Source organism: Kribbella sp. NPDC048915 (genome assembly GCF_040649595.1).
Classification (GTDB): Bacteria; Actinomycetota; Actinomycetes; order Propionibacteriales; family Kribbellaceae; genus Kribbella.
Genome location: NZ_JBEZFT010000013.1, coordinates 81062 through 100747 on the forward strand (window position 1 = coordinate 81062; position 19686 = coordinate 100747).

Annotated in this window: 15 protein-coding genes; 5 read left to right on the top strand and 10 right to left on the bottom strand. The window is 67.6% G+C overall.

Annotated elements, in window-relative coordinates:
* Window positions 1-14: 14 nt before the first annotated feature.
* The gene (locus AB0B82_RS10220; protein WP_360164750.1) at window positions 15-1169 is read right to left on the bottom strand and encodes an NAD-dependent epimerase/dehydratase family protein; all 1155 of its coding nucleotides are present in this window, start codon (window positions 1167-1169) and stop codon (window positions 15-17) included.
* A gap of 167 nt (window positions 1170-1336) precedes the next feature.
* On the opposite strand from AB0B82_RS10220, the gene AB0B82_RS10225 reads away from it, so the two are divergent.
* Window positions 1337-1819, top strand: coding sequence for a GtrA family protein (locus AB0B82_RS10225; protein WP_360164752.1), 483 nt, complete (start codon window positions 1337-1339; stop codon window positions 1817-1819).
* Here AB0B82_RS10225 and AB0B82_RS10230 read toward each other — a convergent pair.
* The 3 genes from AB0B82_RS10230 to AB0B82_RS10240 are packed head-to-tail and all read right to left on the bottom strand — an operon-like array spanning window position 1710 to window position 5551.
* Window positions 1710-3926 (bottom strand): glycosyltransferase, encoded by a 2217-nt coding sequence (locus AB0B82_RS10230; RefSeq protein WP_360164754.1) that lies wholly within the window; start codon window positions 3924-3926, stop codon window positions 1710-1712. The two genes, AB0B82_RS10225 and AB0B82_RS10230, sit on opposite strands and share 110 nt — an antisense overlap.
* Window positions 3927-3946: 20 nt before the next feature.
* Window positions 3947-4846: an NAD-dependent epimerase/dehydratase family protein gene (locus tag AB0B82_RS10235; RefSeq protein ID WP_360164756.1), complete on the bottom strand. Its 900-nt coding sequence runs from the start codon at window positions 4844-4846 to the stop codon at window positions 3947-3949.
* A 51-nt stretch (window positions 4847-4897) separates the two neighbouring features.
* On the bottom strand, window positions 4898-5551 hold the full coding sequence (locus AB0B82_RS10240) for an HD domain-containing protein (protein ID WP_360164758.1): 654 nt from the start codon (window positions 5549-5551) through the stop codon (window positions 4898-4900).
* Between the two features lie 359 nt (window positions 5552-5910).
* On the opposite strand from AB0B82_RS10240, the gene AB0B82_RS10245 reads away from it, so the two are divergent.
* The gene (locus AB0B82_RS10245; protein ID WP_360164760.1) at window positions 5911-9855 is read left to right on the top strand and encodes a GH92 family glycosyl hydrolase; all 3945 of its coding nucleotides are present in this window, start codon (window positions 5911-5913) and stop codon (window positions 9853-9855) included.
* An 18-nt stretch (window positions 9856-9873) separates the two neighbouring features.
* Here AB0B82_RS10245 and AB0B82_RS10250 read toward each other — a convergent pair whose 3' ends face one another.
* The 6 genes from AB0B82_RS10250 to AB0B82_RS10275 form a co-directional block, all read right to left on the bottom strand.
* Window positions 9874-10494 (bottom strand): hypothetical protein, encoded by a 621-nt coding sequence (locus AB0B82_RS10250; protein WP_360164762.1) that lies wholly within the window; start codon window positions 10492-10494, stop codon window positions 9874-9876.
* Window positions 10491-11003 carry a SigE family RNA polymerase sigma factor gene (locus AB0B82_RS10255; protein WP_360164764.1) on the bottom strand — a complete coding sequence of 171 codons (513 nt, stop codon included), beginning with the start codon at window positions 11001-11003 and terminating at the stop codon, window positions 10491-10493. Before AB0B82_RS10255 ends, AB0B82_RS10250 begins: the two co-directional genes overlap by 4 nt.
* Window positions 11004-11252: 249 nt before the next feature.
* Window positions 11253-11567 (bottom strand): hypothetical protein, encoded by a 315-nt coding sequence (locus AB0B82_RS10260; RefSeq protein ID WP_360164766.1) that lies wholly within the window; start codon window positions 11565-11567, stop codon window positions 11253-11255.
* A gap of 71 nt (window positions 11568-11638) precedes the next feature.
* Window positions 11639-12736, bottom strand: a complete 1098-nt coding sequence (locus tag AB0B82_RS10265) for a mannosyltransferase family protein (RefSeq protein ID WP_360164768.1) — start codon at window positions 12734-12736, stop codon at window positions 11639-11641.
* 230 nt (window positions 12737-12966) lie between these two features.
* Complete coding sequence (locus AB0B82_RS10270; RefSeq protein WP_360164770.1) at window positions 12967-15195, bottom strand: transglycosylase domain-containing protein; 2229 nt, start codon at window positions 15193-15195, stop codon at window positions 12967-12969.
* A gap of 137 nt (window positions 15196-15332) precedes the next feature.
* The gene (locus AB0B82_RS10275; RefSeq protein ID WP_360164772.1) at window positions 15333-16814 is read right to left on the bottom strand and encodes a TIGR00366 family protein; all 1482 of its coding nucleotides are present in this window, start codon (window positions 16812-16814) and stop codon (window positions 15333-15335) included.
* Between the two features lie 212 nt (window positions 16815-17026).
* On the opposite strand from AB0B82_RS10275, the gene AB0B82_RS10280 reads away from it, so the two are divergent.
* The 3 genes from AB0B82_RS10280 to AB0B82_RS10290 all read left to right on the top strand — a co-directional run bounded on the left by AB0B82_RS10280 (window position 17027) and on the right by AB0B82_RS10290 (window position 19606).
* Window positions 17027-17611, top strand: a complete 585-nt coding sequence (locus tag AB0B82_RS10280; protein ID WP_360164774.1) for a PadR family transcriptional regulator — start codon at window positions 17027-17029, stop codon at window positions 17609-17611.
* Window positions 17608-18687 (top strand): inositol-3-phosphate synthase, encoded by a 1080-nt coding sequence (locus AB0B82_RS10285; protein WP_360164776.1) that lies wholly within the window; start codon window positions 17608-17610, stop codon window positions 18685-18687. Before AB0B82_RS10280 ends, AB0B82_RS10285 begins: the two co-directional genes overlap by 4 nt.
* A gap of 85 nt (window positions 18688-18772) precedes the next feature.
* A complete protein-coding gene (locus AB0B82_RS10290; protein WP_360164778.1) occupies window positions 18773-19606 on the top strand; it encodes a DUF72 domain-containing protein in 834 nt (277 codons plus the stop codon).
* Window positions 19607-19686 lie beyond the last annotated feature (80 nt).

A 19686-nucleotide genomic window follows, 5' to 3' on the forward strand; every position in this document is an offset into this window, starting at 1 on the left:
CCTACCTCGGCTGGTCACCGCTTGAGGTGGCCCTGCCAGCGGACTGTCGGCAGCAGCGCGGCGGGATCGACGCGGTCCTTGTTGGCCGAGACGATGTCGAACATCGACTCGATCAGGGTCTCCGACAGCAAGTGCGGCTGGAGACCCAGGCCGACGAGCCCGGTGTGTTTAACGTTGTAGTAGTGCACGGCCTGCTCGACGCGCGGGTTTTCCAGATGCTCGACCTGCACCGGCCCGGGGAAGCATTCTGCGACCAGGCCGGCCAACTGCGACACCGAGTAGCTCTCGGTCATCTGATTGAAGACCCGGAACTCGCCGGCGTCCGCCGGGTTCTCCACCGCGAGCCGGATGCACTCGACAGTGTCCCGGATGTCCAGGAAGCCACGGGTCTGCCCGCCGCTGCCGTACACGGTCAGGGGCTCGCCGAGCACGGCCTGGATGACGAACCGGTTGAGCACGGTGCCGAAGACCGCGTCGTAGTCGAAGCGGGTCGCCAGCCGCGGGTCCTGCACCGTCTGGTCGGTCTGCTGCCCGTACACCACACCCTGGTTGAGATCGGTGACGCGCATCCCCCAGACCCGGCAGGCGAACTCGAGGTTGTGCGAGTCGTGCACCTTGCTGAGGTGGTAGAACGAACCCGGCTTCTTCGGGTAGAGCATCCGGTCCGTGCGGCCGTTGTGCTCGACCTCGAGCCAGCCTTCCTCGATGTCGATGTTCGGCGTGCCGTACTCGCCCATCGTGCCGAGCTTGACCAGGTGGATGTCCGGGTTCGTCTCGGCGACGGCGTACATCAGATTCAGCGTGCCGACCACGTTGTTGTGCTGGGTGTAGACGGCGTGCTCGCGATCGATCATCGAGTACGGTGCGGCACGCTGCTCGGCGAAGTGCACGATCGCGTCCGGCGCGAACTCCCGCACTACGCGGTACACGAAGTCCGCGTCGAGCAGGTCGCCGACGTACGCCGGGATGTGCTGCCCGGAGACTTCTTCCCAGGCCGCGACCCGGGTTTCGAGGTCCTCGATCGGGACCAGGCTCTGGACGCCCAGCTCGCGGTCGTAACCGCGCCGGGCCATGTTGTCGAGCACGGCCGTGTCATGGCCGCGGTCCGACAGGTGCAACGCGGTCGGCCACCCCAGGTAGCCGTCACCGCCAAGGACGAGTACGCGCACGGCTCGGCCGCCTTCCGTCAGGGAACGTCGTCACAGTCCTTCCTATCCCGAGTACCCACTCCCGTAACGTGACAGGTCCCACCTCTTGGCTGGCAATCGGCTGAGAATCCCGGCCGACGTCCCGCTGCGCTGCGGTCCTCGGGTCTGGGGGTGCAGAATAGACGGCGATGCGCGCTCTCACCAAGGTCCATCTCCGCCGCGGCAGATTGTTGCTGTGGGCGAAGTACTCGGCCGCGTCCGTGATCGCCACCGTCATCAGCCAGCTCGCATTCGCTCTGTGTTACTGGTTCGGTACGGCGCCGATCGTCGCCACGCTGGTCGCGTGGGTGTCCGGCGCGGTCCCGAACTACGTGCTGAACCGCCGCTGGACCTGGGGCCGCAGCGGGCAGAAGGTGCCGTATCTGGCCATCGTGATCGGGTCTGCCGTGGCGGCTTCCGTTGTCACCTCGGTGACCGACCACCTCGTGCAGCCGATCGAGTCGCACGCGCTGAAGACGCTGCTGGTGACCGGTTCGTACCTCGGCACCTACGCGGTGCTGTTCATCGTGAAGTTCGTGCTGTTCGATCGGCTGGTGTTCGCGCGGACCAGTCCCGCGCCCGCCGGCGACCGCGACGCAGTACGTACTCCCGCCACCACGTCGTCGTCATGACGCGCGCGTAGTTCGCGCCGTACACGAGCCCCGGCCCCTTCTTGCTGCTGCCGTCGCCGCGGCGACGCATCGTCATCGGCAACTCGACGACCCGTGCGCCGAGCGCGAGCACGCCGAGCAGCAACTCCGACGATTGGTACTGCGGCTCGCGCAACGTCACCGCGGTCGCGAGCTCGGCCCGCATCGCGCGGAACCCGAACGACGTGTCGGTCAGCTTCCGCCGCGTCAGCAGCGATGCGAGGACGGCGAACACGCGCACCCCGACCCACCGCAGCCGGCTGTCCGCGTCCTCGGCGCCGAGCCGGCGGGATCCGGTGACGAAGTCGGCCCGGTCGAGGAGGATCGGCTCCAGCAGCGTTTCGAGCTCGTCGTTGTCGTACTGACCGTCGGCGTCGGTGGTGACGATGTACTGCGCCCCGCCCTGCGCAGCCACGTGGTATCCGAGCCGGAGTGCGGCGCCCTGTCCTCGGTTGCGGGGGGCAACACACACGTACGCCCCGTGCTCACGGGCGATCTCGGCGGTGTTGTCGGTGGCACCGTCCACGACGACCAGGACGTCGACCGGGAGGCCGGCGCAGGTCCGCGGCATGCCGGTGAGCACCGGCCCGAGGCCACCGGTCTCGTTGTACGCCGCGATCACGACGACGATCGGTGCGAAGGAGGTGGTCGCGAAGTCCTTCGCTGCTTCCTCGTCGACCGCATCCGGGTAGTCGGCCATCGCGGGGCGCGCCTGGTCCTTGCCGAGCAGGGAACGCAGCCCGATGGCGCCTGCCAGGGGGAAGAAGATCAGACCGGGCAGCTGGTAGCGCCACGAGAACTCGAACGCCGCCGAGCCGAGCAAGAGGATCACACCGGCCGCGGCAGGTAGCAGTGCGGCCGAGCGAAGGTCCTTGCCACGCCCTACGGCAGCAAGAGCGAGCAAAACGCACAGACCGAGCAGCGTGCCGGACGCGTAGCCGCCGTTGAGTTGGTAGCCGCGCAGGATGACAGCAGGTACGTGAGCGACGTGCGGCTCGGACCCTCCCCACTTCACGGCGGCCTTCGCGATGTTCGGGTCCTTGAGGTTCGGATAGACCAACTGGAACTGCCAGCGGTCCAGCGGTACGTCGTTGTGGGCAGTGCTGCGGGTCGGAGCGAATCCCTTCGCGAAGTCCTTCAGCGCCGCCCAGGTCAGGTCGACCGGCTGGTGCCTGATGACCAGATGCGCGAACTCGGTCGCCAGTTGACGTTTCGTCGTACCGGACGGCAGCGGTCCCGGCCAGTTCGGGTCGCCGTAGTGGTTGTGCGCGTACTGGTCGACCCCCTGACGCTGACCGAGCGGCTCCTTCGGGCAGAACAGTCGCGTGCCTTCGTTGAGCGGCAACTTCTCGCAGTTGGCGACCGTCGCGGTCCGCCCGTACAGGATCTGGTTCTCGGCGCCGGTGAACCCCCAGCGGCCGGTGTCGACGCGGTAGTACCCGGCGTACGCCACGAAAACGATCGCGAAGCCCGCGACAGCGGCGGCAGTACGCCGTACCACGTCCATGCGGCGTTTGCGCCACGCGTTGCCCACGACAACCAGGTAGAGCACCACCGCGATCAACAGCACCATGCCGATCGCGCGCACCGTGAACGCGAGTCCGACGAGGACACCGACGAGTGCCGCCTTGCGCCACCCCGGCACGCCCTTCGCGAGCAGCAGCCAGAGGATCGCCACCAGAATGACGTCGAACGTGGTCTCGGCCATGATGTTCTGCTCGATCTGCACCTGGTAGGCGTCGAGCAGGATCGGCGCGGCCGCGAACGCGGCCAGCCACCGATAGACGGTCAGCCGGCGCGCCAGGGCGTAGATCGCGACGCCCAGCAGCAGACCGGTGAGGTGCTGCACGATCACGACGAACGTCAGCCCGCCGGTCGCCACCAACGGGCCGAGGACGAAGTCGTACCCGATCGGGTTCAGCTGATCCGGGCTCAGCTTGCCCATGTTCGTCAGGTACTGAACGGAGTCGACGTACACGATCGCGGGGGTGTACGCGACCGTCGCGAGGATCCGCAGGGCCAGACCGGCCACCAGGAAGATCGTGAGCAGCCAGTGTTTGCGGACCGCAGCTCGAAGGTGCTGCCGCACTGGTGCCCGAAGGTGCTGCCTCACTGGTGCTTGAAGTACTGCCACGTCTGCGCCAGACCGTCCTCCAACGACACCGTCGGCGCATAGCCGAGGTCGTTGGCGATGTCCACGACCACGGCCGGCATCTCACCGGCCGGCGCCTCGACGTGCTCGGCCGGCACCGGACACCCGGTCACCGTACGCACCGCGTCGATCATCTCCAGCACGGACACCGATCGACCGGACCCGATGATCGCGCGACCGTCGTAGCGGATGTCGAGGGTCCGCAGTACGCCGCTCACCACGTCCTCGATGAAGACCAGGTCCCGCCGCTGGCGGCCGTCGCCGTACACCTTGACGCCGCTGCCACTCAGCGCCGCCCGCATCATCCGCGGCACGAAGCTGTCCTTGTGCGACATGCCCGGGCCGTACACGTTGGTGAACCGCAGCGCGGCGGTGGCCATCCCGTAGCTTCCCGAGTACGCCGACAACAGCATCTCGCACGCCGCCTTCGTCGCGCCGTACGGCGTCAGCGGCCGGAGCGGAAGGTCCGCGGTGATGGTCGCCGTACCCACGTTGCCGACCACCGCGTTCGTCGAGGCCAGGACGAACTGCTCGACACCGCTGCCCCGGCTCAGCTCGAGCAGCACCTGCGTGATCGTCACGTTCTGCGCGAAGGTCTGCATCGGCGCGTCCACCGACCGCAACACCGACGTCAACGCTGCCAGATGCACCACGCTGGTCGGCCGCGTCTCGAACGCCGCCACACACGTCTCCTGCTCGGCCAGATCGCCCTGCACGACGTGCACCCCGTCGTCCCACGAGTCGTCCGGCGGCTCCCGATCCACAGCAGTCACCGCCACCCCCCGCCCCCGCAGGGCCCGGACCACAGCCCGCCCGATAAACCCGGAGGCCCCGGTGACCAGCACACGATCGTCCATGCCGATCAACCTACCTCCGCCCCACCACCCCCGACCAAGGGCTCCGGACGCTCAGTGCAGTCCGTCGAGGACCTCGAGCGCGTGGTCGTACTTCTTCCGCAGGCGCTCCTGGGTCGCCGGGTCCAGGCGGCCGCGGCGTTCCGGGTCGCTGTTGTGTGCAATGTCGGCCCGCTTCACCGGGATCGCTCGCGGCGTGCGGATCAGCCGCATCAGGTAGGTGTCGTGCGACTCGTCCGGCCGGCGGGTGAGTGCGTCGACCAGCTCGACCACCTCCGACGGGACGCCGAGGTCGGTCAGCTGGGTCAGCGTGCAATCCGTGTCCTCGACCGAGTCGTGCAGCAGCGCCGCGATCTGCTGGTGCTCGTCCGCGCCGTTGCGGCGCGCGATCTCCGCGGCTCCGCGGACATGCAGCACGTACGGATCGCCGCTCTTGTCCACCTGCTCCCGATGCACCGCGGCCGCCAGCTTGTCGGCCGCCTCGACCGTGTCGACCGGACCCTGCAGGTACGAGTACGCGTCGGCCCAGGTTGTGAATTGCTCCTGCAACCGTTCGTCGACGGCGGCGAGTGGCACGAAGTGTTCGACGGTCTCGGCGTAGTAGGACCGCTGCTTCGCGACGTCCGGCTCCGTGTGCAGCCGCTGCATGATGCTGTACCGCTCGGCGAGCGTCCGCAGCAACTCGCTTCCCGCATCCTCGTTGCTCATGTGGTCCTCCCGCAGATCTCCCCAGTGGAACGCGCACCGTCACTTTAGTTACTGCCTGTGCCTGTCGTGGTGCCGATGTTTGCCGCCTGTGGAAAACTCCGAGTCACTTGCGGACTGAAAGCGACGAGGCCTTGACCGGGTGTGACGAGCGGGAGACGATTCCGGCCGGACGCGGGCTGACAACCTTGTCATCGGGGCCGCGTACCCACACCGGCGGACGGGGGCGTCCCGTGGTGCCGGCCGGATGCGAAGGAGCGTGGATGAATCTCCGCCGCCCACACGCGTCGGCGCCGACGAATCGGCACGCGACGCTGAGGATCGTCACGTCTCTCGCGTTGGTTGTGACAATGTCTGTTGCCATGACGCCAGCGCATGCCGCATCGCCTGCTGCCTCGGAGCAGCCGGTGGTCAGCGGATCGTCGTACTTCACCTCGTTCGAGCCCGGGCAACCCCAGCCGGGCTACACCGACACGCTCGAGACCGGGCCGGATGGGAAACCGCGCGCCGAGGGGGTGCGGGGCCCGACGCCGACCGGAGTCGGCGGCAGCGAGATGGACAAGGTCGTCGAAGTCACCGCGAACGGCGAGAACACCGGTGGCGGCGAGATCGCCACCAACGCCACCGACGGTGACAAGTTCACCAAGTGGCTGGTGTTCGAGTCGACCGGCTGGCTGGTTTACCGGACGTCCGAGCCGGTGGTGATCAAGAAGTACGCGCTGACCTCGGCGAACGACGCCGACGGCCGCGACCCGCAGAACTGGACGTTCGCCGGCTCCAACGACGGCACCACCTGGACGACACTCGACACCCGCACCGGCGAGAGCTTCGAGAACCGGTTCCAGACAAAGGAGTACGAGGTCGCCAACGACACGGCCTACACGTACTACAAGCTGGACATCACGCTCAACCACGGCGAGAACATCGTGCAGCTCGCCGACTGGTACCTGTCGAACGGCGCCCCGCTGCCGCCGCCCGGTCCGGTCGCGGAGTCGCGCCTCGACTCGGGCCCGACCAGCGCCTACAACGCCCGCGCCCGGGTCGGCTACACCGGCGTGAAGTCGTTCCGGTACGCCGGACACCAGACGGCCGAGGACCGCGGCTACAGCTGGAACCGGATCGCCGACGTCGACCTGAAGGTCAGCCGCGACACCCGCCTGTCCTACAAGATCTTCCCCGAGCACATCGAGGGTGATCTCAGCTACCCGAGTACGTACGCCGCTCTCGACCTGGCGTTCGACGACGGTACGTACCTGAGCGACCTGAGGGCGAAGGACCACCACGGCTTCGAGCTCAGCCCACGCGGCCAGGGCGACTCCAAGGCACTGTCCACGAACCAGTGGAACAACGTCGAGGCCGCTCTCGGCGAGGTGGCCGCGGGCAAGACGATCAAGCGGATCCTGATCGGGTACGACAAACCGTCCGGCCCGGCCGAGTTCCGCGGCTGGCTCGACGACATCCGGATCGCCGCCGCGATCAACCCGGATCGTGCGGCGCAGAAGACCGCGGCCAAGCATCCGTCGGAGCTCGCGATCACCACCCGCGGCACCAATTCCACCGGCGGCTTCTCGCGGGGCAACAACTTCCCGGCGACCGCCGTACCGCACGGCTTCAACTTCTGGACGCCGGTCACGAACGCCGGATCGACGTCCTGGCTGTACGACTACGCCAAGGGCAACAACGAGGACAACAAGCCGACGCTGCAGGCGTTGTCGATCAGTCACGAGCCGAGCCCGTGGATGGGTGACCGGCAGACGTTCCAGGTGATGCCGTCCACCGCGGCGAAGCCGACCGCGGACCGCAAGGCCCGCGCCTGGTCGTTCAGTCACGACAACGAGATCGCCCGGCCGTACTACTACGGCGTCACGTTCGACAACGGCAACGCCGCGGAGATCGCCCCGACCGACCACGCCGCGCTGCTGCGCTTCAGCTTCCCGGCCGGCAAGGCGTCGCTGATCTTCGACAACGTCAAGAACGAAGGCGGTCTGACACTCGACCCTGCGACCGGTGTGGTGACCGGCTACTCCGACGTGAAGAGCGGTCTGTCGACCGGCGCCGGCCGGTTGTTCGTGTACGGCGTGGTGGACCAGAAGGTGGTTGCCTCGGGCAAGCTGTCCGACGGCGGCGGCGCGAACGTCGGCGGCTACTTCTCCTTCGATCCGAAGGTCACCCAGGTGCAGTTGCGGATCGCCACCTCGCTGATCGGCACCGAGCAGGCCCGGAAGAACCTCGAGCTCGAGCTCCCGGCCGGGTCGAAGTTCGGCCCGGTGAAGGATGCCGCGCAGGCGCTGTGGGACGCGAAGCTGCGCACGATCGAGGTCGAGGGCGCGACGGCCGACCAGCTGACCACGCTGTACTCGAACCTCTACCGCCTGTTCCTCTACCCGAACAACGGCTCCGAGAACACCGGCACCGCGAAGAAGCCGGTGATCAAGTACGCGTCGCCGACCTCGCCGAAGGCCGGCGCCGACACCCCGACCACGACCGGCTCGAAGATCGTGGCCGGCCAGACCTACGTGAACAACGGCTTCTGGGACACGTACCGGACGGTGTGGCCGGCGTACTCGCTGTTCGCGCAAGACACGGCCGCGGACCTGGTCAACGGTTTCGTCCAGCAGTACAAGGACGGCGGCTGGATCTCGCGCTGGTCGTCACCCGGGTACGCGAACCTGATGGTCGGTACGTCGTCCGACGTCGCGTTCGCGGACGCGTACCTGAAGGGCATCAAGGGCATCGACGTTCAGGCGATGTACGACGCCGCGGTCAAGAATGCGTCCGTCGTACCGCCGTCGCAGAACGTCGGCCGCAAGGGCATGGACCTGTCCACGTTCCGCGGCTACACGGCCAACACCACCGGTGAGGGCTTCAGCTGGTCGATGGACGGCTACATCAACGACTTCGGCATCGCGAACCTGTCGAAGGCGCTGTACGACAAGGCGAAGAAGAACGATCCGCGCAAGCAGGAGTACCTGGACAACTACAAGTACTTTCTGAACCGGGCCCGCAACTACGTGACGCTGTACGACCCGACCGTCGGGTTCTTCCAGGGCAAAGGCCCGGACGGCGTCTGGGGCAGCTCGCCGAACACCTTCGACCCGCGCGACTGGGGCCACGACTACACCGAGACCAACGCGTGGAACATGGCGTTCTCCACGCCGCAGGACGGGGCCGGGCTGGCCGCGATCTACGGCGGGCGGGACGGTCTGGCGAAGAAGCTCGACGAGTTCTTCAACACGCCGGAGGACGCGCTGCACACCGGTGGGTACGGCGGCACGATCCACGAGATGCTCGAGGCCCGTGACGTCCGGATGGGGCAGTACGGTCACAGCAACCAACCGTCGCACCACATCCCCTACATGTACGACGTGGCCGGGCAGCCGTGGAAGACGCAGGAGAAGGTCCGCGAGGTGCTGTCGCGGTTGTACCTCGGCTCGGAGATCGGGCAGGGCTACCCCGGCGACGAGGACAACGGCGAGATGTCGGCCTGGTACCTGTTCAGCATGCTCGGGTTTTACCCGCTGCAGGTCGGCTCGCCGACGTACGCGATCGGTTCACCGCTGTTCACCAAGGCGACAGTCCGCTTGGCCGGCAAGAAGAAGCTGGTGGTCAGCGCGCCGAACAACTCCGCGAAGAACATCTACGTGAAAGGTGTGCGGGTCAACGGCAAGCGGTGGACGTCGACCGCGCTGCCGCACGACCTGATCGCGAACGGCGGCAAGATCGAGTTCGAGCTGACCAACAAGCCGACCGCGTGGGGCACCGGTCGCAACGACGCGCCGCCGTCGATCACCAAGCCGGGTGAAGACCCGATGACGTGGCACGACTCGACGTCCGACACCGGCGCGGTGATCGGTGCGGGTGGTGCCGACGTCGCGGCGCTGGTCGACAACGACACCAAGACGCAGGTCACGCTGACCGGCGCCCAGCCGACCGTCACGGTGGCCCTGCCACAGGGTCGTCCGGTGGGCATGTACACGTTGACGAGCGGTGCGACCGGTACGGCGCCGTCCGCGTGGACGCTCGAAGGGTCGAACGACGGTACGACGTGGACGCCGGTGGACCGCCGCACGGGCGAGACGTGGGCCTGGGCGTCGTACACGAGGTCCTTCACCGTGGCCGCACCGAAGGCGTACACGCACTACCGGCTGGTGTTCACGGGCGGCGCCGACGGCGTCACGCTGTCCGAGATCGAACTCCTCGGCACGCTGAAGGGCGTCGAGACCGGCACCCACCCGAGCGACCAGCGCGCCGCCCAGACCAAGCCGAGTCCGACCCCCTCGGCCTCCATCGACCGCAACTACGGCTGACCGGACCCTCGGTTCCTGTCACTTCCGGTGGCAGGAACCGAGGAACAGCCGGAGCGTGGCGTGGTTCCATTTGATCGGTGCGGCCACGTCGGTCACAGTCATCACCTCGACGCGCCACGCCGGTTGAGCGTGCTGCTCCGCGAACAGCCGCCACTTCTGTTCCCGGCCCTTGGCGGGATGGGGAAAGTTCGGGTCGTACAGCACCGGCGTACCGGCCTCGGACCGCACCGCCCAACCCTTCGGAATCAGGTCACAGGTGACCGGGCCGGGATAGGGCACGGTACTAGGAACCAGCTGGACGAGCTTCGCGCGGAGCAGACTCTGCCGCGCCGCGTTGCCGGTATCGACGAGTTCGAACCCTCCGGCCGGGATCGAGGATCGGCCCGCGGCCTCCGCTGCCCGAGTGCTGAGCTGCGACGTCGGCTGAGCCGCGGGTGTTGTCGCGCTCGGCGGGGCCGGCAGCAGAGACCACCCCAGTCCGGCGACCGCGGCCGTGGCCACCGATCCCGTGGCGATTCCGAGGACACGACGCCGCTTGACGGCACGGCGGCCGCGGGACAGGTCGGCGGCGAGATCGGTGTCGGTGACGGCCGGCTCCGGGCCGGCTGCCTCGTCCAGCAGTTCCTTGAGGTCGGTCATCGCAGCATCTCCAGCGTCTGGTGGGATTCGTGCAGGAGATCGCGCATCGTCGCCAGGGCCCGGGAGGCCTGGGACTTCACGGTGCCTTCCGAGCAACCCATCAGCTGGGCCGTGGTGTGCACGTCGAAGTCGCCGAAGTACCGCAGCACGACGACCGCGCGCTGCCGGCGTGGAAGCTTGGCCAGGACCTCCAGCATGCTCAGCCGCTCGGTCGGGTCCTGGGCGGGCATCGGCTCCGCGTCGTGCAGTTCCCCCGTCGTCGCCTCGCGCTGCCGCCACATCCGGCGGCGTTCGTCGAGGAACGTGTTCACGAGGATCCGGTCCGCGTACCGCGCAGCGCCGTCCTCCCGCCGTACCTTCGCCCAGTGCACGTACAGCTTGGTCAGCGCGACCTGGACCAGGTCCTCGGCCCAGTGGACGTCGCCCGAGGCGAGCAACCGCGCGGTGCGCAGCATCCTGCCGCGGTGCGCGCTCACGTACTCGAGGAAGTCTGCGTCCCGATCGCTCACAAGGCCTCCCGTGCCGGTGATCTCCACCCTGCAACTACTGGGTCGGCCTGCTATGGGGTTGCATCAGGGGTTGCGTCCTCGGGTTGAGGCGTGCCACGAGGGCGATGGCTCGGCCATCGCCCTCGGTACGTTCACCGGCGGAGCCTGCCCCTGAAAGGTTCCGCCGGACGGGTAAGGAGGGGTGGCGGTCCCCGCCCGGACTGCCACCCCTTCACCTGTAACGACGCTCGAACCCGCCCAGGGGTTGCCTCACCACAGAACTGTCCACATCCCGGACAACACGAGCAGACCCGGTAGGTTCACGGCCAGCAACGCGGCTGTCGCGAGGCTCGTGAAGGCCCAACCGAGGCCCGCCCGCCGTGCGAGGACATGCAGAGCGAGCGCAGTCGCCAGCCCTCCGAGCGGTACGGCGAGCAGCGCGCTGCTGTCCTCCACCGCACAGCTCACGCCGGTCGGCGGACACAGCGGGGCACCGAACACCCGCATCAGCGCGTACACGGCGCCCGCCACGACGCCGACGGACACCGCCTGCAGAGCCACCCGGCCAACGGTCCGGACTTCCATGGCGATAACGGTAGGTAACCGGCCGGCTCGGCGCCTGAGCAAAACTACTCAGCCGGATTGCTCAGCCGGGCTCAGCCCGCCCAGCGACCGGTGAAGAAGCAGGCCGCCCAGACGGCGGCCAGCGGTATCGCCACCGCCAGGTACAGCCGCCCCGCCCAGGGTCTGCGTCGGGCGAGCACCGCGAGGCCGATCCAGAGCGGCCACATCAGCAGGGTCGCCCGGGTGAGTGAGTAGATCCAGAACGACGTACAGAACGCGCCGATGGTCGCCCCGACCCACGCCGCTTCACCCCAGGACCGGCGCCAGAACAGCCACCCGAGCAGCAGCAGCCCGACGACCAGCGCGACCAGCTCGGCGCGGAACATCCAGGTCCAGTCACTGCGATCACCGGCGAAATGGCCAGTGCTCGCGGCCTCGAACGTGTGCATCAGCGAGGTCCACGGCCAGGTGAACTCGCGTGCCCAGCCCTTCTCCTGCGCCTCCTGCCAGGCGAACCACGAGCCGTGGATCTGCTTGAGGTACGCCATGAAGCCGGCCACCGGTACGAGGGGCAACGCCAGCCACGGCAGCGCGAGCCAGTCCCGCTTCTTCGAGGTGAGGAACTCGACGACCAGTGCGAAGATCAGGAAGAGCCCGGACACTCGCACCGTCGACGCAAGCGCGACGAAGACGGCGGCCCGTCCCCACCGCCCCTGCCGCGCGGCCAGCCACGCGGGAAAGGCGAACGCGCAGAACAAGGCCTCGGTGTACCCGGCCGCGAGGAACACGCCGACCGGGGCGGCGTACCAGATCACCGCTGCGTTCGGTCCGATGCCCTTCAGCTCCGGGTACTCGTACTGCGCCAGCCGCGCGAGGTACACCCCTGCGACGGCGCTGGCGACCGCGGACACGACGATGCCCGCGGCAACGTACCCGATACCCGTGTAGCTGACCAGGCGGACCAGCAACGGGAAGCCCGGGAAGAACGCGGCCAATGGCGCACCGGACGGCTCACCCTGGTTGTAGCCGAACTCGGCGACCGCCTTCAGGTGCCAGACGTCCCACTGCAGCCAGGCGCGCCACACATTCGGGTAGTCGTTGCCCGGATTGAACAGCAGCGGCGCGGAAATCGACAGGACGAACAGACCGATCCGGGTGACGAGCCACCACCCGAGCACCTCGCGCGCCATCGCGGTTGGCTTCCACCGCTGCCACCAGACACCGTCGACCCGAGCTCGCCGAGCCCTCCCGGACCGAGGTTCATCGGCGGCCGAACGCTCAAACACGCCACGACCACCACCCACCGCTGTCCGCCCGAGTCACGGACCCATCGTTCCACGGGGAACCTGCCGCAGCACTCCCGCCCGGGCCCGAACGCACGAACGGCACCCCTGCGACAGGGGTGCCGTTCGCGTTGGAGCTATTCGTCCGCCGGTGGCTCCGGGGTGTCCGACGTGCCCGGTCTGCCGGTCGGGATGGTCGGGAACACCGGCGTCTCCGGCGGCTTCGTCGGCTTGGTCTTGGTCGGCTTGCCCGTCGGCGTGTTCGGCGGCGGGGTGTTGGTCGGCGGGGGCGGCGTGTTCGGCGGCGGCGTGTTGGTCGGCGGCGTACTCGTCGGCGTGTTCGGCGGCGGGGTGTACGTCGGCGTCGACGTGTCCTTGATGCTGTCCTCGTCCGGCTCCGCGAAGTCCACCTCGTCGACACCGTCCAGGGCCGACTCCATGAACGCCAGCCAGGTCTTCAGCGGCCAGTTGCCACCGAAGAACGCCTTGTCGTCGCTGTACGGGTCCAGGTCCGACTCACCGGTCTTGCCGGCCCGGTACACCACCGCCGTGGACAGCTGCGGCGTGTACCCGGTCCACCACGACGTCAGCGTCGCCGAGCCTTCCTTACAGCCGTCACACTCTTTGTTCTTGGCGCGGTCCTCGACGGCCACACCACCTGCCGTACCGGTCTTGCCGGCGACCGGGCGACCCAGCTTCTTCGCGCCGGTACCGGTGCCCTTCTTGACGACGTCCTGCAGGACGTAGTTCACGGTGCGGGCGACGTCCTGGTCGATCGTCTGCTTCTTCTGCTTGTCCAGGCTCTTCTCGCTCCACAGCACCTTGCCGTCCGGGCCCTTGACCTCCTTGATCACGTGCAGCGGTGCGTACAAGCCGTCGGCCGCGAAGGTCGCGTAGGCCTCGGCCATGTCGACCGCCGACGCATACGGGTCCGGACCGAGCACAGTCGACGGGTTGTCCCGGCCGGTCTCGAGGTACTTCGTCTTCGGGATGCCGGCCGCCTCGGCAGCGTCGACTACCTTGCTCGGGCCGTCCTCCATCTCGTTGTCGACCAGGTCGTAGAACGCCGTGTTGATCGACTGCTCCATCGCCTTCAGCAGCGTGACGTCGCCGTAGTCCCGGTTGAACTCGTTGCCGAGCTCCTGCCCCTGGATCTTGATCGGGCTGTCGCCCTGGAAGACGTCGTAGATGCTCTTGCCGTCCTTGAGCGCGGCGGCCAGTGCGAACGGCTTGAAGCTCGAGCCCGGCCGCGCCTTCGCGGTCGCCCAGTTCAGCTGACTCTTCAGGTAGTCGGGCCCGCCGTACATCGCGAGCAGCGCACCGGTGCCCGGCTGGACCGAGGCCATCCCGACGTGCAGATTGTCACGCTTGTCCGGCAGTTCGTTCTGCGCGGCCTCGATCATCTTCTTCTGCTGCGTGTAGCTGAAGGTGGTGGTCACCTTCAGTCCGCCGCCGGTGATCTGGTCCTCGGTGAAGCCGCGGGCCCGCAGCTCCTTGCGGGCCATGTCGAGCAGGAAGCCCTTCGGCCCCTGGAACCGGCTGCTCTTCTCCCTCGGGTTCAGCGTGGGGAGCTTGTTGGCGTACTGCGCCTGCAGCTTCGGCGAGATCGTGCCCATCTGCTGCATCCCGTTGAGGACGTACTGGTACCGCTCGATGATCCGCTTCTTGGTCCGCGGATCGTCGTCGTCGACGTCGAACACCGAGGGGTTGTTCAGTACGGTCGCCAGCAGGGCGGCCTGCGGAACACTGAGCTTCCGCGGGTCGGGCTGCTGGAAATAGGCGTCACCCGCGGCCGAGATGCCGTACGCACCCTTGCCGAAGTAGATCGTGTTCAGGTAGCCCTCGAGCGTCTTGCTCTTGTCCTGCTGCCGGCCGAGCTTGGTCGCGATGAACAGTTCCTGGAACTTCCGGGAGAAGGTGCGCTCCTGGGTCAGGTACATGACCTTGACGTACTGCTGGGTGATCGTCGACCCACCCTGCAACTGCTCACCGCGGGAGATGTTCCAGGCCGCCCGCACCAAGCCCTGCGGCGAGATCCCCGGGTTGGTCCAGAACGTCCGATCCTCGGCCGCGAGGACGGCGTCCTGGACGTGCTTCGGGATCTGCGCCAGCGGGACGGAGTGCCGGTTCTGCTCGTAGAACGAACCGAGCGGCTGCCGCGGGTCGGAGTAGGTCAGCGTCGTGGTGTTGGTCGCGAACTCCTTGTTCGGGTCCGGGATCTCCGTCGACTGGTAGACGATGAAGAACGTCGCGACCGATCCGATGATGCCGAGGAAGATGAGTGCGGTCAGCCAGCCGAGCACCCGAACCGCCCAGTGTTTCTTCCGCCGGGGTGGCGGGGCGGCCTTTCTACGAGCTTCACTCACTGTGCAATCCTCGACGATCTCGCGGAAGTCATTGCCCCACAGACTACGGTGGGTGTGGTAATACGCCCGAATCCGCTCCGGATGCTAGCAAGCCCGGTCAAGCCCGCGCAGCGGCCGGGTGATCGGCCTGTAAACGGTTACCCCGTGACATGCGGTGCGAGCAACGTCATGGCGATCAGCGCAGCCGGGAAGCAGGCCAGGAACATCGTGAACGTGTACCCCATGATGTCGCGCGCCTTGAGCCCGAGGATGGCGAGCGTCGGCAACATCCAGAACGGCTGCAACAGGTTCGCACTCGCCTCGCCCAGGTCGTACACGACGACCATCCAGCCGGAGTCGACGCGCAACTCGTTCGCGGCCTGGAGCACGTACGGCGCCTCGATCACCCACTTACTGCCACCGCTCGGGACGAAGATGCCGAGGATGCACGAGTAGAGCGCGACCAGCGGCGGGAACAGGAACTGGTTGCTCGCCTGCACGAGCCATCCGGCCAGCCGCGCGGAGATCCCGGTGTAGGCGATCATCCCGAAGATCCCGCCGTACAGCGGGAACTGCAGCAGGACGCCGGCTGCCGCCGGAGCGCCGTCACGCACCGCCCGGGCCATCCGCCACGGTCGCCAGTGCAGCAGCAGCGCCAGCAGGAACAGGATCAGGTTCACCGTGTTGAGGTCCAGCGCGCTGAAGAAGTTCTTGCCGCTGAAGTAGCGCACCAGGTAGACCACACCGAGCAGCACGATCAGCAGGCTGAACAACGGGGAGTGCTCCAGCCAGTCGCCGGGGCGGCGCGGCTCGTGGCGTTGCCCGTTGTACGCCGATCCGCGGCCGATGAGTGGTTTGAGCTCGATGCCGATGTCGTCCGCCGTCCGAGCAGTGTGTTCGCCCGGGGCGATGAACCATGCCATCGCGACACCGACGACGTACACGATCAGCGTGGCCAGGAGCGCCTGCCAGGTGAAGATCGTGTCGCTCAGCGGGATGATGCCGCTCGCATGACCGCCGGCCTTGATCACCTCCTGCACCGGCGCGGGGCTGCTGCTCGCACTCGCCACCTGAAGTGCCGCCGATCCGGACAGACCCTGCGCCCACACGGTTCCGAGTCCGAGGAACGCCATCGCGCCGAGCGCGCGGTAGTCCGCCTTCGGGACCTTGCGGGCGACCTCACGGGCCAGGATCGCCGCGAAGATCAGGCTGAACGCCCAGTTCAGGTACGACGCCAGCATCGCGACCGCGGCGACGAAGGCGACCGCCGACCGCGGATTCTGCGGGATCCGCGCCAGCCGCGTGATCAATCGGGCGACCGGGCCGCTGGTCGCGACGGCGTACCCGCCGATGATGATCATCGCCATCTGCAGCGTGAACGTGATCAGCGACCAGAACCCGGTGCCCCAGGCATCGACCAGCCCGAACCCCTTGGTCGCCTCCGGGTCGTCGGGACCCTTCAGCAACGGCTCACCGGTGCCCAGCCCGAACAGCAGCACCACGAAGGTGCCGACCAGGACGAACCCGAACGCGTCCGGGAGCCACTTCTCGGTGAACGCGGTGAACCGCAGTGCCACCCGGGCAAGCACGCCCTCGATGGCGACGTCGGCTCTGGCGTGCTTCGCATGACGGTCGGTCATTACTGTCCGCTCCCGAGCTATGGCTGAGTGTCACTCGATTAACGCAGCTCGGCGGCTGACGTGACAGGTTTCTCCGGCGCGCCGGGTGACGAAGGTGACAAAGTGATGCTTTGTCAAGAGTTGTCCACAGGCCTCGGACCTGCTTACAGTGACGCCACGATGTATCGAACCGATACATCAGGTCATGACAAACTAGACCGAGGAGGTGGCTCATGGGAAACCGCAGCGGGGTCCTGGAGCTCGCCGTACTCGGTCTGCTGCACGAAGCGCCGATGCACGGTTACGAGCTCCGCAAGCGCGTCAACGCCCAGTTCGGCTGGGGACGCGTGTTGTCGTTCGGTTCGCTCTACCCGTGCCTGAAGGCGATGCTCCGCAACGGGCTGATCACGGCCGACCCCGGGACGCCGGAGTCGGGTCGCCGGCCCAAGATCGTGTACACGATCACCGCCGACGGCAAGGACCACTTCGCGCACGCGATGCACGAAGCCGGCCCGTCGGCCTGGGAGGACGACACGTTCGGCGTCCGCTTCTCGTTCTTCGGCCGGACCGATCCGGCCACCCGGTTGCGCATCCTCGAGGGCCGCAAGGCCCGGATGGAGGAGCGGCTGGCCAACTTCCGGGCGGCGATGAGCCGGACGGCGGAGCGGGTCGACGCCTACACCCTCGAGCTGCAACGGCACGGCTTGGAGTCGGCCGAGCGCGAGGTCCGCTGGCTGAACGAGCTGATCGACGGCGAGCGGCGGCAACAGCGGCCCCCTGACCAGCACCACCCGCCTACCCAAGGAGAATCCAGATGACCTCGATCCGCGTGGCGATCGTCGGCGTCGGCAACTGCGCAAGCTCGCTCGTCCAGGGCGTGCACTACTACCGCGACGCGAAGCCCGACGAGCGCGTCCCCGGTCTGATGCACGTCGTGTTCGGTGACTACCACGTCCGGGACGTGGAGTTCGTGGCCGCGTTCGATGTCGACGGCAAGAAGGTCGGCCTGGACCTCGCCGACGCCATCGGCGCCAGTGAGAACAACACGATCAAGATCTGCGACGTACCGCCGACCGGTGTGACGGTGCAGCGCGGTCACACCCTCGACGGCCTCGGCAAGTACTACCGCGAGACCATCACCGAGTCCGACGCCGAACCGGTCGACATCGTTGCCGCGCTGCGGGCGGCGGCCGTCGACGTGCTGGTCTGCTACCTCCCGGTCGGCTCCGAGCAGGCCGCGAAGTTCTACGCGCAGTGCGCCATCGACGCAGGTGTCGCCTTCGTCAACGCCCTCCCGGTCTTCATCGCCGGCACCAAGGAATGGGCGGACAAGTTCACCGCGGCCGGCGTGCCGATCGTCGGCGACGACATCAAGTCGCAGATCGGCGCCACCATCACGCACCGCGTGCTGACCAAGCTGTTCGAGGACCGCGGTGTCACCGTGGACCGCACGTACCAGCTGAACGTCGGCGGCAACATGGACTTCAAGAACATGCTCGAGCGCGAGCGGCTGGAGTCCAAGAAGATCAGCAAGACCCAGTCCGTCACCTCGCAGCTGCGCGAGGAGATCGAGGACCGCAACGTCCACATCGGCCCGTCCGACTACGTCGCCTGGCTGGACGACCGCAAGTGGGCCTTCATCCGGCTCGAGGGCCGCAACTTCGGCGACGTTCCGCTGTCGCTGGAGTACAAGCTCGAGGTCTGGGACTCCCCCAACTCGGCCGGCATCATCATCGACGCCATCCGCGCCGCGAAGATCGCCAAGGATCGCGGCATCGGCGGCCCGATCCTCTCCGCGTCCTCGTACTTCATGAAGTCCCCGCCCGAGCAGTACGCCGACGACGTCGCCCGCGAGCAGGTGGAGAAGTTCATCCGCGGCGAAATCGACCGCTGACCCGCTCCGCTGAGCAGCCGACACACGCCGTCCCGGGTTCACCCGGGGCGGCGTGTTGCCGGGTGAGGCAGTACGTTCGGGCGTTGTGAGTTTGCTGTCCGTCGGTTGCGCGCAATGGACTCATCCTGCGTGGCCGCAGCCCGCGCGGGAGAAGCTGCGCTCGTATGCGACGTACTGCAACGCGGTGGAGAGCAACACGACGTTCTACGGGACGCCTTCGGTGTCGACAGTTGCTTCGTGGGCGGCGCAGACGCCGCCGAACTTCCGGTTCGTGGTGAAGATCCCGCAGGTCGTCTCGCACGAACGCCGGCTCACCAACGCCGACGCCGAGTTCCGCGCGTTCCTGACCGCGATCGAACCGCTCGGCCCGCGTAATCACGCGGTCTGGATCCAACTCCCGGCCGCCTTCGCACCGACAGACCTCGGGGCTCTCGCCGCGTTCCTCCATCAGGCACCGCGCGGACATCGGTACGCCGTCGAGGTCCGGCACCGTGCGTTCTTCGAGGACCCGCACGCCGCGGCGAACCTCGAACGCGTCCTGGCCCGGGTCGACGCCGAGTGGATCCCCTTCGACACCGGGACGCTGTTCGCCAGTCGACCGACCAGCTTCGCTGAACGCGACGCATGGATGAAGAAGCCGCGAGTAGCTCGCCGGACCCGCGCCCTGACCGGCCATCCGATCGTCCGCTACATCGGCCGCGACTCCATCGATGAGACCGTCGCCGGCTGGACCTATCTCGTCGACCTGGTCGTCACCTGGCTGTCCGAGGGTCGTTCACCGACGATCTTCCTGCACACCCCGGACAACGCCGAGGCCCTCAACCTCGCCCGGCGCTTCCACGCGACCGTCGCAGCCGTCGTTCCCGACCTGCCACCCCTCCCGGAGCCGGTCCCGACCGAGCCTCCGACCCTGTTCTGACCGTCAGTGGTTCGACCTCTCGATGCCGGCCTCTTTCGGCTGGTCGCGCGCGGTGTTTGACTGGCCAGTGGGGGGACCGG

Excerpts from the sequence above, each read along its gene's own strand:
- AB0B82_RS10225 (WP_360164752.1), top strand. The coding sequence starts at position 1,337 with ATGCGCGCTCTCACCAAGGTCCATCTCCGCCGCGGCAGATTGTTGCTG.
- AB0B82_RS10235 (WP_360164756.1), bottom strand. The coding sequence starts at position 4,846 with ATGGACGATCGTGTGCTGGTCACCGGGGCCTCCGGGTTTATCGGGCGG.
- AB0B82_RS10240 (WP_360164758.1), bottom strand. The coding sequence starts at position 5,551 with ATGAGCAACGAGGATGCGGGAAGCGAGTTGCTGCGGACGCTCGCCGAG.
- AB0B82_RS10245 (WP_360164760.1), top strand. The coding sequence starts at position 5,911 with ATGACGCCAGCGCATGCCGCATCGCCTGCTGCCTCGGAGCAGCCGGTG.
- AB0B82_RS10250 (WP_360164762.1), bottom strand. The coding sequence starts at position 10,494 with ATGACCGACCTCAAGGAACTGCTGGACGAGGCAGCCGGCCCGGAGCCG.
- AB0B82_RS10260 (WP_360164766.1), bottom strand. The coding sequence starts at position 11,567 with ATGGAAGTCCGGACCGTTGGCCGGGTGGCTCTGCAGGCGGTGTCCGTC.
- AB0B82_RS10265 (WP_360164768.1), bottom strand. The coding sequence starts at position 12,736 with ATGGCGCGCGAGGTGCTCGGGTGGTGGCTCGTCACCCGGATCGGTCTG.
- AB0B82_RS10275 (WP_360164772.1), bottom strand. The coding sequence starts at position 16,814 with ATGACCGACCGTCATGCGAAGCACGCCAGAGCCGACGTCGCCATCGAG.
- AB0B82_RS10280 (WP_360164774.1), top strand. The coding sequence starts at position 17,027 with ATGGGAAACCGCAGCGGGGTCCTGGAGCTCGCCGTACTCGGTCTGCTG.
- AB0B82_RS10285 (WP_360164776.1), top strand. The coding sequence starts at position 17,608 with ATGACCTCGATCCGCGTGGCGATCGTCGGCGTCGGCAACTGCGCAAGC.